Below are 14894 nucleotides of genomic sequence, written 5' to 3'. Positions count from 1 at the left end.
GTACTGATAACTAGCGACCATCGACAGTGAAAGGGTGGCCAGGAACGTTTTTTGAAGATGAGCTCTGAGCAACTATCAACAGTGCAAGCTGGCGGTACGTGGGAATCACGATAAAATTCCGGGCATGATTGTGCCTTTGAGGTGTGAACGGTAACGTGAACACAAATACGGGTGGTAACACGATGGAAGTCGTCCCTGTGCATTAATTGATTTAATGCGCAGGGGCGACTTTTTTATTTTAGAAAGGGGAAATTCAAATGTCAGAATTCAATACAAAGTTAGTTCATGGTCAACCAGAATATGATAATAATACCGGAGCGGTTAATGTGCCAATTTATAACTCGTCAACCTATGTTTATCCAAATGCAGATGCAAAAGTCAAATTTGATTATGAACGTTCCGGCAATCCAACGCGCAGTTATCTCGAGAATCAAGTCGCTTTGTTGGAAAACGGCGTTCGTGGGTTTGCATTTTCTTCTGGCTCAGCAGCAATTCACTCGGTTCTGTCAATCTTTTCTCCAGGCGATCATATTATCATTGGCAAGAACATCTATGGTGGGACATTCCGAATTATTAATGACTTCTTCAAACGCTGGCAGCTTGAATTCACCGCTGTGGACACCCAGAATCCTGAAGAAGTCCAAGCAGCTATTCAACCGAATACCAAAGCGATTTACTTTGAAACGTTTACTAACCCACTGTTGCACGTGACCAGCGTCAAACAGATTTCGAAGATTGCCAAGGCCCACAATATTTTAACCATCGTCGATAACACGTTCTTAACGCCTTATCTGCAACAACCACTCAATTTGGGGGCAGACATTGTCATTCACTCCGCGACTAAGTACCTTGGTGGCCATTCGGACGTGGTAGCCGGAATTGTGGTCGCCAAAAATGAAAATATTGCCAAGTTAATTTACTTTAATCAAAATAGTATTGGTGCTACATTATCTCCACAGGACTGTAGTCTGATCCGGCGGGGCATTCAAACTTTGGCGGTTCGCATGGATCGGCATTTGAGTAATGCAGCCAAAATTGTTGCCTTTCTGCAGAAACGGCCAGAAATTACCAAGCTGTATTACCCGGGCATTGACGATGGTAGCCGTGATCATGAAATTGCCGCCGACGAAACCAATGGATTTGGTGGCATCATCTCGTTCGAATTGAAGGATGGGTTGGATTCAACCCAATTTGTGAACGGTCTGCATTTGATCCAACTAGCGGTTAGCTTGGGAGCAGTTGAAAGCTTGATTGAATTACCATACAAAATGACCCACGCGGAATTGTCTCGCAAGGAACAACTGAAGGCCGGGATTACGACACAGCTTGTCAGATTATCAGTTGGAATTGAAGACCCTAAAGACTTGCTCAAGGACTTGGAACAGTCGCTTAATCAACTCACCCGTGCGTCACTCAAGAAAGAGGCAGTCAGGTAATTAATTTAAATTAGTTAAAATGAGTGTTGACAATTAAAATACAATGAGTTAGATTATAAGCACATTAAAATTTGATTGAAATTAAATGCAGTGATGAGGAGAGTAACTCAGCTGAGCCATTTCAGGGAGTCCCAGATAAGTGAGAAGGGATAATGGTTGACTGAGCGAAAGTAGCCTCTAAGCAGTAGATGCGAAGTAATGAGTATCTATGGTGTGCACCCCTTAAAGTGCCAGTGTATCGCTAGTTTTGGCTGTACATGATGAGACGGTTTGTGTGAGCAAATCGTGAATAAAGGTGGTAACACGCGTAAGCGCCCTTGATCTTATATAAAAAGATCAAGGGCGCTTTTTTTAGGACAGCTACGCAAAGCAGAAGTCTACATGTAAGCACCTTGGCCGTAAATTCCAGAACAGGGAATTTACGGCCAAGGAGACTTACACTCCGACTTCTAACCGCTTTGCTCCGCTCACTATGTTAGGACAGCTGCGTCAGGCAGAAACCTGACTCTGCTCACTTTTCAATCAAAAATATAAAAATGGAGCGTGATGTTTATGAAATTTGCAATGATTGGTGCAGGAGCAATGGGGTTACGTTATGGTATTTTACTACAAGAGGCCGGTAATGATGTCACATTTATTGATACATGGCAGCCACATATTGATAAGATCCGTGAACAGGGCGGCGTTTATCAGATGCGGGATCATCAAGATCGGCATTTAGTCAAAATCAAGTTGGAAACTCCTGAATCTTATAATGGCGATCCAGATATGTTAATTTTCTTCACCAAACAAATGCAGTTGAACGATTACTTAAAACGCTGTTCACACTTCTTCAATGATCGGCAATATGCCTTCACCTGCATGAACGGCATGGGCCATATTGAGAAGCTCCAGAAGTATTTCGCGGATGACAAAATCATCGGTGGGACTGCCTTAATTGCCACCGTTCTTCCTGGTCCTGGTGAGGTTGACTTCATGGGTAAACGTGGTGCTGGCAAATTAAACATGTGCCCACTTACCGAAAAGCCGGATGAAATGACCCATCGCTTGTTCGATGAGTTACAAAAAGCCGACATGAATCCGACTTTGACTGACGACTTCACTGGCACCTTGATGACGAAGGTAATCTTTAATTCCGTTATTAATACCATTTGCACCATGTTTGAAATCCCAATGGGTGAATTTGGTAACTTCCCCGGAGCTACTGACATGGCGCGGCAATTGATTGATGAAGCCTATGACATTTGTGCCAGAGCCGACATTCATCTGGTTTCCAGTAGAAAAGAGGAGTTACATGCAATCGATATCAATACCCGAATTGACATGCCACTTCACTACCCATCCATGTATCAAGATATGACCAAGGACCGGCCAACTGAAGTCGACTATATCAATGGGTACATCGCTGATCTTGGGCGCAAGTACCACTACGAAGCCAAAACCCATTTATTTGTTACCCAAGCGGTTCATTTGGCAGAGTTCCATCGGCAAAATTTGGCTAAACAACGGGCGATCAAGGCGCACCAAGCAGAACCTCAAGCTCAAACGGCATAGTAGCCAAGGAGGTGAACCTGATAGTTTGAAGCCAATTCTTTGAGCGTCGCGAATATTTCCTCCTGTTGATCGCGATTCCCAGAGACTTCAACGTAGAAGGAATACACCCCTAACTTAGCTTTTGTGGGCATTGACATTAATGTCACCAGATTTAATCCTACCTTGGCAAAATAGCCAAGAATTTCGTAGAGCGTGCCGGAACGGTCATTGGTGGCAGGTGTGATGAACAAGGGTGCTTTAAATTGATTCGTAGATAAAGCCACTTTAGAAAGGGTTGCGGCAGTGGCGGGGTTGGCTTTGAAGATAATGAAGCGGGTGCGGTTATCAAATTGATCAGCAACGTTATTCAGCTTCAAGGCACTGGAGACTTCCGTTAACTGAGACTGCGGAATGATGGCGGCGTCCCCTGGTTCACCAGATCTGAACTTTTCCAATGAAACCATATTTGATGAAGTCGTTATGATTTGGACACTAGGTAATTTTGATAGCAGTTTTTGGCATTGGCCTTCCGTCTTAAACTGCACATAGATTCGGCTTATTTTACTTAATTGATCAACGTTAGCCACTAACCCAAAATCAACTGGGATGGTGATTTCGCCGATTTCCGTGACGTTGGCAGTCTGCAAACGTTGAAGCGTCGCGGACACATAACCGTCAAGCTGGTTTTCCAATGGTAACAAGCCGATGTTATCACCAGAAACCGCTTGGTAAACCTGATCAAAAGTGGGGTGGTAGTCAAACGTAACGTTTGAATCTGGCTGGGTTGCTAAATAAGCTTTTGCGGCCGCGTCGGCAAAGGTGCCGGCAGGACCAAGAACTGAAAATTTCATTGGGTGACCACCTTTATAGTAAGGATAATGTAGTATTTTCATCCATCATATCAAACAAAGAATCAAAATAAAATCGCCAACGAAAACAATCTAAGATGAGATCCAGTTGGAAACTGATTCATTTCAGCTTCTGGTTGGATCTCATTTTAGGTTGTTTCAGATTCTAAATAGGAATAATCAGATGGGAATCACATTCGTTTTTTAAACAAGAGTAAAGGTGTTTGACTTGCTGATGTTAACTAATTAATATAACCAGTATCACGAAAAAGGAGTTCGAGAAAATTGATGAAGATGCCATCGTTAAAGCCATTATTAATTCCGCTCACGGCAATTACCGCCGGAAGTGCGTTTGTCAGTTATAAATTATTCAATTTTGCATTCAAGCGTGTCGACTACGTTCCCGAAACTTCTAAGGAAAAACAGAAATACGCGGATAAATATTACGAATACGTTGACTGGTTCCATTCTGTTCCATCCGAGGATTGGTATCTCAATGAAGACAATCCTGATCAGAAGATGGTGGCCACCTACATTCCAGCCCAAACAGCCACTAAGAAAACGGTAATTATCGCTCATGGATACAAGGGCAATCGGGAAACTATGGCGAACTATGCCAAGATGTTTCGCAGGATGGGGTACAATGTCTTAACCCCAGATGACCGGGGCCATGGCGAAAGCGCCGGCTAATACATCAGCTTTGGTTGGTTGGACCGGCTCGATTATCTGCAGTGGATTCATCGGGTGATTGATCATGTCGGTGCAGATAGTCAAATCTTACTATTCGGGGTCAGTATGGGTGGCGCTACGGTTGAAATGCTTTCCGGCGAACGGTTGCCTGATCAAGTTAAGGCGATTATTGCTGACTGTGGTTACTCAAGCGTTGAAGAGGAACTAACCTATCTATTGAAGAAACAATATCACTTGCCTGAATATCCTGTTGAACCAATGGTCAGTGAAATTAACAAGCGGACGGCTGGTTTTGGCTTGGAAAATGCCTCATCTGTCAAGCAGTTGGCAAAGAATCAACGACCAATCCTGTTCATTCATGGGGAAAAGGATACTTATGTTCCTGCCAATATGGCCTATGAGAACTATCATGCCACTCATGCGCCGAAACAAATTTGGATTGTTAAGAATGCCACTCACGCCGAAAGCTTTTGGCGGGATCCAGAGGCCTATCGGAAACGGATTGGAGAATTCTTGAATACGTATATGAAATAAAGCTGTGAATAAGTACCGAACAGATAGCTCCGACAATAATGATTCAATTGAAATTCCGGTGAGGATTTTGATTGGGGCGTTTTTATGAATTAAATGGGTGCTTTTTGATGTTTGGTGAGCCTATATGGCCGAAACGTGCTCCAGTTTCTAACCGCTTGGTTCCGCACTCTACTTTTTAAAAGTAAGTCTAAATGTTAGCATTTTATTCTCTTAAGATTATACTTAGTAGTTGAACAACCGAATAGCAACAATGGAAGCGCTTGTGGTTATTTGGATAAAAAGGAGATATTGCTATGACTAAGATGATTGCAGGACAAGCTTTAGTAAAGGTACTTGAAGACTGGGATGTCGATCATGTTTACGGAATTCCTGGTGGTTCAATCAACCATACCGTCGAAGGTCTGTACCTTGAAAAAGATAAAGTGAAGTACATTCAGGTACGTCACGAAGAGGTGGGCGCAATTGCGGCTTCAGCTGATGCCAAGTTTACTGGCAAGATTGGCGTTGCGTTTGGTTCAGCTGGTCCTGGTGCCACTCACTTGTTCAACGGCTTGTACGATGCCAAGATGGATCACGTGCCCGTTTTAGCACTGATTGGTCAAGTTCCCCAAGCCGCAATGAACACCAACTACTTCCAGGAAATGGATGAAGTACCGATGTTCAGTGACGTCTCTGTTTATAACAAACAAGTCACAACGGCGGACCAAATTCCGTACGTTGTCAATCAAGCAATCAAGGAAGCCTATCGGCAAAAGGGCGTTGCAGTCGTTGTTCTGCCTGAAAACTTAACGGCAGAAGAAATTGACTACAAACCAACCCGGACACCATTGACGGTTGCTGACGACTTCAAGCAAACAGTTGATCCATCAGCTGTTAGCGATACCCTTAAGATGATTAAAGAAGCTAAACGCCCACTAATTTATGCTGGCCGTGGCTTGCTGGGTGCTCGTGACACCTTAACGAAGTTCTCAGAACAATTCAATATTCCAGTAATGAATACCGTTCCAGCAACTGGTGTTATCAGTACCGATCATCCAAACTTCATCGGGACGACTGGTCGATTAGGTACTAAGTCAGGATTTGAAGCCATTCAAAACGCTGATTTGATTTTGTTCTTAGCATCAGAATATCCATTTGCCAACTTCTGGCCACAGGATACTAAGATGATTCAAGTTAACAACAATCCTTACGATATTGGTAAACGAATCGACGTTGACTATGCGGTGATTGCTGATGCCAAGAGCTATCTGCAAGCATTGATTGATACCGGTGAAAGCCGACCAAAGGATGCTTGGCTGGAAGCTAACCAGGAAAACAAGCATAACTGGGATAAGTGGATCGATAGCTTGGCTGATGACGACAGCGATGGTTTGAACGCTGAATCAGTTACCAAGAAGATCGCTGAAATGGCTGGGCCTAATGATACTTATGCTGTTGATACTGGAAACGTATCAGAGTGGAGTGTCCGGGGCTTGCCAATGAACAAAAACCAACGTTTCGCAATTTCTGGTTTGTTTGCAACCATGGGCTTTGGTATTCCCGGCGGCATGGCTGGTGCTTTGAGTGTGCCAGAAGGCCAAGCTTGGTCACTATCTGGTGATGGCGGCTTCTCAATGGTTAGTCAAGATATTATCACTGAAGCCCGTTATGGTCTGCCCGTTATCAACGTGGTCTTCTCAAACGACCGCTTTGGATTCATTTGGTATGAACAGATGCAAACCAAGCAGCACTTCTACGGTGTTGACTTGACCGACGCTGATTGGGCTAAAGTTGCTGAAGGACTTGGTGGAATTGGCTTTACGGTTAAGAACATCAAGGATCTTGATGAAGTCTTTGCTAAGATTAAGGATTTACAAGCAAATGGCAACACTAAGCCAATCGTTATCGATGCCAAGATCAAGCAGGATGATCCGGTCGCAACTGCCTTCATGCCACTGGATCCAAAGACATTTGGTGAAGATACTGCCGATGCGTTTGCTAAGCAATATCACATTGATCGTAAGCAACAACCATCTCTAGGCGAAATTTTACGTGGTAAAGAATAACAGCTCAAAGTCGCGGCCATTGGTGCCGATGATCATCCGATGACCGTAACATAACAACTCTACAATTGAAAAGTATCCGTTTGCTGAAAGGTGGCGGGTGCTTTTTTCGTGTCTAATATATCAATATTACAAATGTTACAAAATAAGACTACTCAGCAAGCCCGGAATTTCCGAACAATAACGCTTGTGAATTGTTGCTATATTGCCGTTGTAATGGGGGTTTACATGATTGATACATGCATTGTTACCGGTTACTTAACTTTTTATTAAGAGACACCATATTACAACAATGTTTCATTGGCTTTGATTTGTAACGTGCCATAATGGGTGCATCCAATAAAGGGAGGGATTTATTATGAAGAAATTTGCAACGATGATTACCGTAGCTTCACTGGCTTTACCATTGGCACTTGCTGCGCCATTTGCAGTAACTTCAGCATTACCTGCTGCTAATGCTGCAACAACGACAACTAAGACACCTGCTAAGAAGACTGCTACGACAACTACTAAGAAGCCCGCCGCAACTACTAAGACAGCAGCTACCAAGGGCGTAACTTATACCATCGCCAAGAACGGTGTTAAGAACTTCAAAGCACAAAGTTATCACATCAAAGCAAATGTTAACGTTTATAAAGGCTTCTTCTATGCTGATGCTGGCAAAGTAACCTTCACTAAGAAGGGCGTTTTAAAGGGCGGCGTTACATATAAAGTCACCCGTTCAGTTGCCGTTACCAAGGGTAGCAAGACAAGCACATTCTTGTACGTAAAGGGTCAAGGCTATGTTTCAGCAGCTCAAATGACTAAAGGTCCTTACATGCAAGCTGATTAGTGATTAATATCAATATTGAGCTTCATCCTTCAATGTACTGGTCAATGACAATTAACGTTGTCGTTGGCCTTTTTGTTTAGTGAGCGGAGCACATTTCTGCTAGGTTGCCAAGAAACTCTAATCCCTGGGCTTGGATTTTTGGTGAAGGAGACTTAGGTGCAAGTTTCTGCTTTGCGGAGCTGTCCTAATCTATGTAATTGAGAAGTCTAACACCAGAAATCCGGGGGTGGGATTTTTGTGGCGAAGGCTTAGATGCAGGCTAAGCCTTTTATAGTGATGGACTCAGCCACTGCATGGTAAAATAACCTTATGATCTTGATTTTGTTGAAAGTAATCTTGATAGAAGGTGGGGAGCTTTAATGATCATTAATCCAACAAAGAAGGCATTGCCAATCTTTTCTAAATTACCCAAGGTTGGTGATAGGGAGGCTGGCAAACAGGAAAGCGGCGACTATCCATTCTTCTCGTGGACAGCCAATTATTTCAATTTTAATCGGAAGAAAATCGTGGTGTTAATCAACGAGCTCACCTATTCACCGGTTGTTTTGGTGGACATGAATGCCGAAAACAAAAAGCACATTTCAGAGTTTTTCAAGGAAGGGTTGCGGCTTACAATGGCTCAAGCTGACGTTGATTCCAAATATGTGAATCACTATTTGATTAAAATGGGACAGATTCGGGTTAACGCGGCAGCAAACAAATCGATTCTCGGCAAATTGGGGCAGTATATTTTTCAACTAAAAGTCGCAATCTCGTACTCTGATTACGACATTAATGATCAACGGTTGGCTGAAAAGATGACCAATCATTTGGCACAGTTAATTGTCAGAGGTGGCGAGAATGGCGATTATCGTAGGACTTCTGAGGCTCTGAGAACTGCGGTTACGCAATATTTAGCATCGTAATTCCCAAAATATCCAAGGTTAGGTTTCACACTAATCTTGGATATTTTATTGTTCGATGGTATTGACAACTCACTAACGTAGTATAGAATACTACATAAATAGTATTAAAAACTATGTATCTCAAAGAGGAGAAGTTACATGTCTGAAAAAATTGCCTTGTTAGTTGATTCTGCATCGGATGTGCCACCAGAAGCCCTTGAAAAGTACGATAATATTGGGGTGGCGCCAATGTTAATTAGTATGGCTGGTAAGGAATATCGGGACAATGTCGATATCACCCCAGTTGAATTTTACGCGGAGCTGGAAAATGCAGTTAAATTACCAACGACCGCCGCGCCAACTCGAGGTAGCATTCAGCAGCAGCTCGATACTTTAAAAGAGCGCGGCTTCGATCATTTTATTGGCATCACCATTTCTGCCAAATTATCAGTTAGCTTTAGTCTGTTTAATCAAGTTGCCAAAGATCAAGGTGGCGTTGAGATGGCAGTTATCAATACCAAGAATATCGGCATTGGCAGCGGTCTATTTGCCGTCTATGCGGAACAATTGATCGATGCAGGTAAACCATTTGCAGAAATTGTGAAATTATTAAATGACGCTGTTTCTGAGAGTCGCATTTTCTTTTATATCCCAAGCTTGAAATACCTCCGCGCAGGTGGCCGAATTGGCCGGGTTGCGGGCTTGGTGGGTTCGTTATTGAAAATTAAGCCAGTGATTTCTTGCGATCAAGATGGTGTTTATTTCCCCATCACCAAAGCTCGAACGGAACCAAAGGCAATTTCTCGGATGGTTAATTTGGCGGCCGAAGTTGTTAAAAACGCAGCAAATGTCCGCATTGCAGTGGTTAATGGCGCCGATGAACCTTTAATGGAAAAAGTGAGCGATCAATTGCATAATTTGTTCCCAGACGATAAAATTTATAAAGGAAATGTTTCACCCGTGCTCGGTGTTCATACCGGTCCGGGATTGGTCGGAATCGCTGTTCAAGTTGGCGATCCATTTTAAAGAAAAGTAGGAGTAACCGAATTGATTGATAACCCAAAACGATCTTCAATTAAATTACCGATGTGGGATGAGTTGCCAAACTTCGATCTTCATTTGGATCAACTGTTGGATCTGACCAATCAGTATCTCACTCCGATAATTGGCAGCAAGATTACCAAAACAATGATGCACAATTATTTCAAAGCAGATATCATTGTGCCACCGACTCGAAAAAAATATTGGCGAATGCAACTGGCTGGCGCGATTGTGGTTGGCTTGTTGAAAAATATTTTTACCCTCGCTGAAATTCAAGCGGGATTGAAAGCACTCTTAAAGGACAGCTCACCCAAGACCGGCTATAATAACTTTGTCTTGATGTTCAACGAGCAGGCCGCCCAATCCGGCACGGTTCCAGCGGCGTTGAACAGTTTAGATTTGAAGTCGGCTAATAAACCAACAATCATGCAATACGACGCGGTTCAATCAATTTTATTTTGGCTGGCAGCCAAGAAACGGTTGGAAGAAGCGTCTAAAGAGTAGAAGAAGTCTGCGCAAGATTAGAAAAGAGCCAGTTCCAATCAAAAATTCATGCGAATTTTGATTGGAACTGGCTCCTTTTTTGATTGATGGCTTACTATTCAGATGGACTAAAGGGTCACATCATTGACAATATAATCAGGTTTTTCACCTTTATTCATCGCTACCATATTCTTTGCGACAATCTCAGCCATTGCATCACGGGCCTCCACCGTCGCATTACCGATATGCGGTGTCAAAATGACGTTTTTGAGTGACTTGAAGCCATCATCAACTTTAGGTTCATGCTCGTAAACATCGAGCGCTGCCCCAGCAATATCATGATTTAATAAGGCTTCATAAAGGGCGCCTTCGTCAATAACTGGACCCCGGGAGGCGTTAATTAACATGGCACTGTCCTTCATTGCCCGGAATTGTTCAGCACCGATCATATGGTGGGTAGCTGGGGTTGCCGGTACGTGGAGGGTTAAGACGTCAGCGTTCTCAATGACTTCATCAACACGGGCAAACTTGGCGCCTAACTGGGCTTCCACGGTCGGATCGAGTTGCTTCCGCTGACTGTATAGGATGTTCATGTCAAAGGCGTGCATTCGTTTGGCAACGGCTTGACCAATTTGGCCCATGCCAATAATACCTAACGTTTTGCCGGCCAATTGGTGACCGAGGAAGAAGAGGGGAGCCCAACCAGAAAAGCCTTCTTCACGCATCAACTTATCGCCCTCGACAATTCGATGAGCCAAGCTAATCATCAATCCGCAAGTGACTTCCGCAGTTGACGTAGTTGAGACCTTGGGGGTGTTGGTGACTGGAATGCCCTTTGATTTGGCGTAATCCGTGTCGATGTTGTTAAAGCCAGCGCCATAATTGGCGATTAATTTGAGATTTGGGGCGCTGTTAATCACGTCTTTATCAACTTGAGTGGACAATGGGGTGATCAGGAAGTCCTTATCTGCCACGCGTTTGATGAGCTCATCCTTGGTGATCAATGCACCGCTATCGTCAAATACATCAATGTCTAAATCGGCATCTTTTAAAATGTTCAATGCCTGTTCAGGAATCCGTCCCGCAATTAAAACCTTTGCCATATTCTGTCTCCTCCTTAAATTATATACAACTTCATTATAGGTCATTTAAGGTGATGAATGGAATCGTTTACGCTTTGAGCTGGCTAAAGTTGACTTTTGATTTGTTCATTGTGAATAACTGAATTAAAATAAGGGATGAAGTGTGGTAATGCTGAAATCATTAAATGAGGTGGAATAAGATGAGCCAATTTACTGTCCAACCAAGCTTTTGGAAAATTTTTCCGGATGTCAAAATTGCGGTGATTACGGTTCACAATTTGGATAATCATGATAAGGGACAAATGCCACCGGAACTGTTGGCAGAAGCCAATGATCAGGTTGAGGATCTAATTCCCAATGAACCAATTAGCGCTAACCCACTGATCCATGAATGGCGAGAAGCTTTCAAAAAGTTCAAAACAAAGAAGGGTGCGCGGTTTGCGGTTGAGAACCTGTTAAAGCGGGCTAAGAAAGGCAATCCAGTCCGCAGCATTGATCCCTTAGTGGATATCTATAACGCGATTTCTTTGCGAACGGGGTTTCCGATTGGGGCACTTGACCTGAATAAAATTCAAGGTGGGATTAGTCTGGAAGTTGCCAGGGGCGGCGAACCTTTTACTGCAATCGGTGAAGATGAGGAAGACCCCGCCTTACCCGGCGAAGTCATTTATCGAGATGATGAAGGGGCTACCAGCCGTTGTTGGGCGTGGCGGGATGCCAAACGAGTCGAAGCCACGGACGATTCAACTGATATTTTGATGTATTCGGAATGTTTGAAGCCGGAGTGGCGGGAGAACCATGAGCGGGCAATGACAGAATTGACCGGCAATATTGAGAAGTATTTGGGAGCTGCGGCAAAGATCCAGTATGTGGCTCGCAATCAGCCGATGGTGACTTATAAATAAAAAGTTGATCTTCATTAGGGTGGTCTTAAAAAATGAATCGATTATTGATGCTAACAGCTAGCGCTTATCGCAGTAAAGTCGTCCAGGTAATCGAACAAACTTTTCAATTGTTATTCCCAGTGATTTTACTTGGGAGTTCAGCTGAGGTCTTACAGTTTGTTTTTTTGACTGCCAGTGGGTATGTCGCGACAATTTTTAATGTCCCTCAATGGTTGCCTTTCGACCGAGAGCTTTCAGTTTTAATGGGGACGGTCTATCACTGTACGCTTGGAATGGTTGGCCTGTATAGTGCTTATGGGACTTCTTACTTTACCGTTAAAGTGTATCGGCGGCAATCTTCACCAAGTGCGGGTTTAATAGGACTACTAGCGTTCTTGATGATTGCGTTTGAACCTCGAAGCGGTGGTAGAGTTACCTTTAATCTGCCTTTAATGGCAGAAGGGTTACTAGTGGGTGTGTTGGTTGGCTATGTTTGTGGTCGAATTTTGATTGCGTTTAAAAATCAGCAGACTGATTGGGGAGAAATGATGTGGCGGCTAGCCCTCATTTTTGCATTAGCCCTTAGTGTGAACTTGCTGATGAGTTTTTTAAGGCGAACGGGGGCTCTTTCAATTCTGACGGTTAGTGGGCCACAGCCAACGTCAGGGCATACTTTGGCCTTTGTCTTAATGATGGGGGCGTTAACGGAATTGTTATCTTGGATTGGAATTGGGGGACCGTTTACAGCCAACCCGACGTTCACGGATCCAGCCTCAATTGCGAATTTAAATCATGCTTTAAAAGCGGGATCACCTTGGAATGCCCCTCACCTATACACTGATACCACGCTATTTCACAGCTTTGCTAACTTTGGCGGTAATGGCGTGATGTTAGCTTTGATTATTACCATTTTGATTTTTTCAAAACGAGCGGACAGCCGAACTGTCTCGAAGTGGTCAATCTTTCCAGCCGTTTTTAATAGCCATTATGCCATGATGGTGGGGATTCCAGTCTTATTTAATCCGATTTTTCTATTGCCATTTATTCTAGTGCCCGTCGTTAATATGACAATTGCTGCGACGCTTTTGGCGCTACATTGGCTCCCAGCGGCTGTTTATCCAGTTCCAGCAGGTACGCCGGGACCCTTAATCGCCTTTTTAGGAACAAATGGTAATTGGGTATCATTATTACTGGGAATCTTCTTAATTGTGATTGATGTTTTAATGTACGCGCCATTTATCAAGTTGGCTGAAAGGGTGCAAAAAAGTGCGGGTGAGTTGAAATGACATGGCAGAAAAAACATTGGGTAGTCGCTCTAATAAGCATTGTTATGGTTATCGCTGTGATCGTTGTATCGCTTCAATGGTCGCGAAAAAGCGTTTCACAATTAGCCCAGCGTCATAATTCAACGTTAGTTCCACTGATCATGATTCCGGGAAGTTCGGCGACAGAGAACCGGTTTGACTCGTTAGTCAAAGCCTTAAACATGAATCGAAGAAATCCTCATAGTTTACTGAAGATTCGAGTGGCTAAAAACGATCAGTTAACGTTTTCTGGTCAAATCCGCCCCCGGGATCGCGCGCCAATTGTTGTCGTCGGATTTGAAAATAATCAAGACGGTTATTCAAACATTAAGAATCAGGCGCGTCAATTTAACATTGCCTTTAAGGCTTTAAATAAGCGTTTGAGTTTTAGTCGGTTTGAAGTGGTTGGTCATTCTAATGGTGGATTAATTTTTACCGTTTTTCTTGAAAAGGATTATTCGCAGTATGCCAATGAGGTTCAAGTCACAAAGCTGATGACGATTGGGTCACCATTTAATTTCAATGAACGTAGCATTAATAATAAAACCCAGATGTTATCTGACCTCATCAAAAATCGGCGGGAACTGCCCACTACTTTAAATGTCTATTCGGTCGCTGGGACACAAAACTATACCTCTGATGGGATCGTTCCTTTAATGAGTGTGATGGCCAGCCGCTACGTTTTTCAAGGTCAGGTGAAGCACTTTACAACGGTGACCGTGTCAGGGTCGGATGCCCAACATTCAGATCTCCCCCAGAATCGCCAAATCGTGAGTCTGATTAACAACTATATGTTAACGGCTAAGCGGCGATACCGAGTTCAACCGAATGAACCAGAACTTCATTAGTGATTTAAGCGAAATTTCAGTTTTCCCTATTGACATCGCCACGGTAACCGTCTAAGATAAACGTTAAATTAATGAGAGAACGCTGTGAGAAAGTTGAGTAGCATTTTTACATCCGAAAGCGAGCCTTGTTTGGTGGGAGAAGGCAGGACAAAAAGTGTGAAAATCCCTTTTGAGCGATGCACCGAAGAAATTAAGTAACGTGCATTGGTGACACCCATTATCGTGTTAGCGTATCGCCTTTTGAGGCCGTACGTGAAAGGCAGTTGTAGTGATATAACTGCAAATATAAGGTGGTAAAGTGCACATAGGCGCCCTTAATTCAGTTAACGCTGAATTAGGGACGCCTATTTTTATGGAGTGAGCGGATCCAGGCGTTTAATAACCGAAACATAAGTCTCCACAAGCAGAAATCCCGCCTTTGGATTTTTGTTTGTGGTGCTTATGTGCAGGTTA

General features: G+C 43.4%; 12 protein-coding genes, 1 pseudogene and 1 other annotated feature. Of the genes and pseudogenes, 11 read left to right on the top strand and 2 right to left on the bottom strand.

The features are described 5' to 3' along the window. Positions 1-257: 257 nt before the first annotated feature. Positions 258-1436, top strand: coding sequence for a trans-sulfuration enzyme family protein (locus tag QUF07_RS02030; protein WP_217162639.1), 1179 nt, complete (start codon positions 258-260; stop codon positions 1434-1436). Positions 1437-1517: 81 nt separating this feature from the next. Further along, positions 1518-1758 (top strand) — a binding site (T-box leader). 230 nt (positions 1759-1988) lie between these two features. Then, on the top strand, positions 1989-2990 hold the full coding sequence (locus QUF07_RS02025) for a ketopantoate reductase family protein (RefSeq protein ID WP_217164277.1): 1002 nt from the start codon (positions 1989-1991) through the stop codon (positions 2988-2990). On the opposite strand, the gene QUF07_RS02020 is transcribed toward QUF07_RS02025, so the two are convergent. Further along, positions 2978-3820, bottom strand: a complete 843-nt coding sequence (locus QUF07_RS02020) for a prephenate dehydratase (protein ID WP_289426677.1) — start codon at positions 3818-3820, stop codon at positions 2978-2980. The genes QUF07_RS02025 and QUF07_RS02020 overlap by 13 nt on opposite strands. A gap of 285 nt (positions 3821-4105) precedes the next feature. Here QUF07_RS02020 and QUF07_RS02015 point away from each other — a divergent pair. From QUF07_RS02015 to QUF07_RS01990, 6 genes and pseudogenes are all read left to right on the top strand, one after another. Further along, positions 4106-5041: pseudogene (locus tag QUF07_RS02015) on the top strand (alpha/beta hydrolase). A gap of 293 nt (positions 5042-5334) precedes the next feature. Continuing rightward, on the top strand, positions 5335-7086 hold the full coding sequence (gene spxB, locus QUF07_RS02010) for a pyruvate oxidase (RefSeq protein WP_289426676.1): 1752 nt from the start codon (positions 5335-5337) through the stop codon (positions 7084-7086). A gap of 355 nt (positions 7087-7441) precedes the next feature. Beyond that, on the top strand, positions 7442-7915 hold the full coding sequence (locus tag QUF07_RS02005) for a hypothetical protein (RefSeq protein ID WP_217164279.1): 474 nt from the start codon (positions 7442-7444) through the stop codon (positions 7913-7915). A 359-nt stretch (positions 7916-8274) separates the two neighbouring features. After that, positions 8275-8820: a DUF6933 domain-containing protein gene (locus QUF07_RS02000; protein WP_217164280.1), complete on the top strand. Its 546-nt coding sequence runs from the start codon at positions 8275-8277 to the stop codon at positions 8818-8820. Positions 8821-8958: 138 nt separating this feature from the next. Continuing rightward, complete coding sequence (locus tag QUF07_RS01995) at positions 8959-9825, top strand: DegV family protein (RefSeq protein ID WP_217164281.1); 867 nt, start codon at positions 8959-8961, stop codon at positions 9823-9825. Between the two features lie 60 nt (positions 9826-9885). Further along, entirely contained in the window at positions 9886-10344 is a 459-nt protein-coding gene (locus QUF07_RS01990) for a DUF1836 domain-containing protein (protein WP_217341764.1), read from the top strand. A gap of 107 nt (positions 10345-10451) precedes the next feature. On the opposite strand, the gene QUF07_RS01985 is transcribed toward QUF07_RS01990, so the two are convergent. Continuing rightward, positions 10452-11426 (bottom strand): 2-hydroxyacid dehydrogenase family protein, encoded by a 975-nt coding sequence (locus QUF07_RS01985; RefSeq protein ID WP_289426675.1) that lies wholly within the window; start codon positions 11424-11426, stop codon positions 10452-10454. A 179-nt stretch (positions 11427-11605) separates the two neighbouring features. Here QUF07_RS01985 and QUF07_RS01980 point away from each other — a divergent pair, with 179 nt between their 5' ends. Genes QUF07_RS01980 through QUF07_RS01970 form a run of 3 tightly spaced genes read left to right on the top strand, consistent with a single transcriptional unit; the run spans position 11606 to position 14441 of the window. Then, the gene (locus tag QUF07_RS01980) at positions 11606-12310 is read left to right on the top strand and encodes a B3/B4 domain-containing protein (RefSeq protein WP_217164283.1); all 705 of its coding nucleotides are present in this window, start codon (positions 11606-11608) and stop codon (positions 12308-12310) included. A 32-nt stretch (positions 12311-12342) separates the two neighbouring features. Further along, the gene (locus QUF07_RS01975; RefSeq protein ID WP_249778663.1) at positions 12343-13575 is read left to right on the top strand and encodes a PTS transporter subunit EIIC; all 1233 of its coding nucleotides are present in this window, start codon (positions 12343-12345) and stop codon (positions 13573-13575) included. Then, positions 13572-14441 (top strand): alpha/beta hydrolase, encoded by an 870-nt coding sequence (locus QUF07_RS01970; RefSeq protein ID WP_217342442.1) that lies wholly within the window; start codon positions 13572-13574, stop codon positions 14439-14441. The genes QUF07_RS01975 and QUF07_RS01970 overlap by 4 nt, the downstream gene beginning before the upstream one ends. The last annotated feature ends 453 nt before the right edge of the window (positions 14442-14894 follow it).

Origin of the sequence: Lentilactobacillus sp. TOM.63 (assembly GCF_030361045.1) — a bacterium.
GTDB lineage: Bacteria > Bacillota > Bacilli > Lactobacillales > Lactobacillaceae > Lentilactobacillus > Lentilactobacillus dabitei.
The sequence above is the reverse complement of the archived record's forward strand: the minus strand, read 5'-3'. Positions and strand labels throughout refer to the sequence as shown.

Excerpts from the sequence above, each read along its gene's own strand:
- QUF07_RS02030 (WP_217162639.1), top strand. The coding sequence starts at position 258 with ATGTCAGAATTCAATACAAAGTTAGTTCATGGTCAACCAGAATATGAT.
- QUF07_RS02025 (WP_217164277.1), top strand. The coding sequence starts at position 1,989 with ATGAAATTTGCAATGATTGGTGCAGGAGCAATGGGGTTACGTTATGGT.
- QUF07_RS02020 (WP_289426677.1), bottom strand. The coding sequence starts at position 3,820 with ATGAAATTTTCAGTTCTTGGTCCTGCCGGCACCTTTGCCGACGCGGCC.
- spxB (WP_289426676.1), top strand. The coding sequence starts at position 5,335 with ATGACTAAGATGATTGCAGGACAAGCTTTAGTAAAGGTACTTGAAGAC.
- QUF07_RS02005 (WP_217164279.1), top strand. The coding sequence starts at position 7,442 with ATGAAGAAATTTGCAACGATGATTACCGTAGCTTCACTGGCTTTACCA.
- QUF07_RS02000 (WP_217164280.1), top strand. The coding sequence starts at position 8,275 with ATGATCATTAATCCAACAAAGAAGGCATTGCCAATCTTTTCTAAATTA.
- QUF07_RS01995 (WP_217164281.1), top strand. The coding sequence starts at position 8,959 with ATGTCTGAAAAAATTGCCTTGTTAGTTGATTCTGCATCGGATGTGCCA.
- QUF07_RS01990 (WP_217341764.1), top strand. The coding sequence starts at position 9,886 with ATGTGGGATGAGTTGCCAAACTTCGATCTTCATTTGGATCAACTGTTG.
- QUF07_RS01985 (WP_289426675.1), bottom strand. The coding sequence starts at position 11,426 with ATGGCAAAGGTTTTAATTGCGGGACGGATTCCTGAACAGGCATTGAAC.
- QUF07_RS01980 (WP_217164283.1), top strand. The coding sequence starts at position 11,606 with ATGAGCCAATTTACTGTCCAACCAAGCTTTTGGAAAATTTTTCCGGAT.
- QUF07_RS01975 (WP_249778663.1), top strand. The coding sequence starts at position 12,343 with ATGAATCGATTATTGATGCTAACAGCTAGCGCTTATCGCAGTAAAGTC.
- QUF07_RS01970 (WP_217342442.1), top strand. The coding sequence starts at position 13,572 with ATGACATGGCAGAAAAAACATTGGGTAGTCGCTCTAATAAGCATTGTT.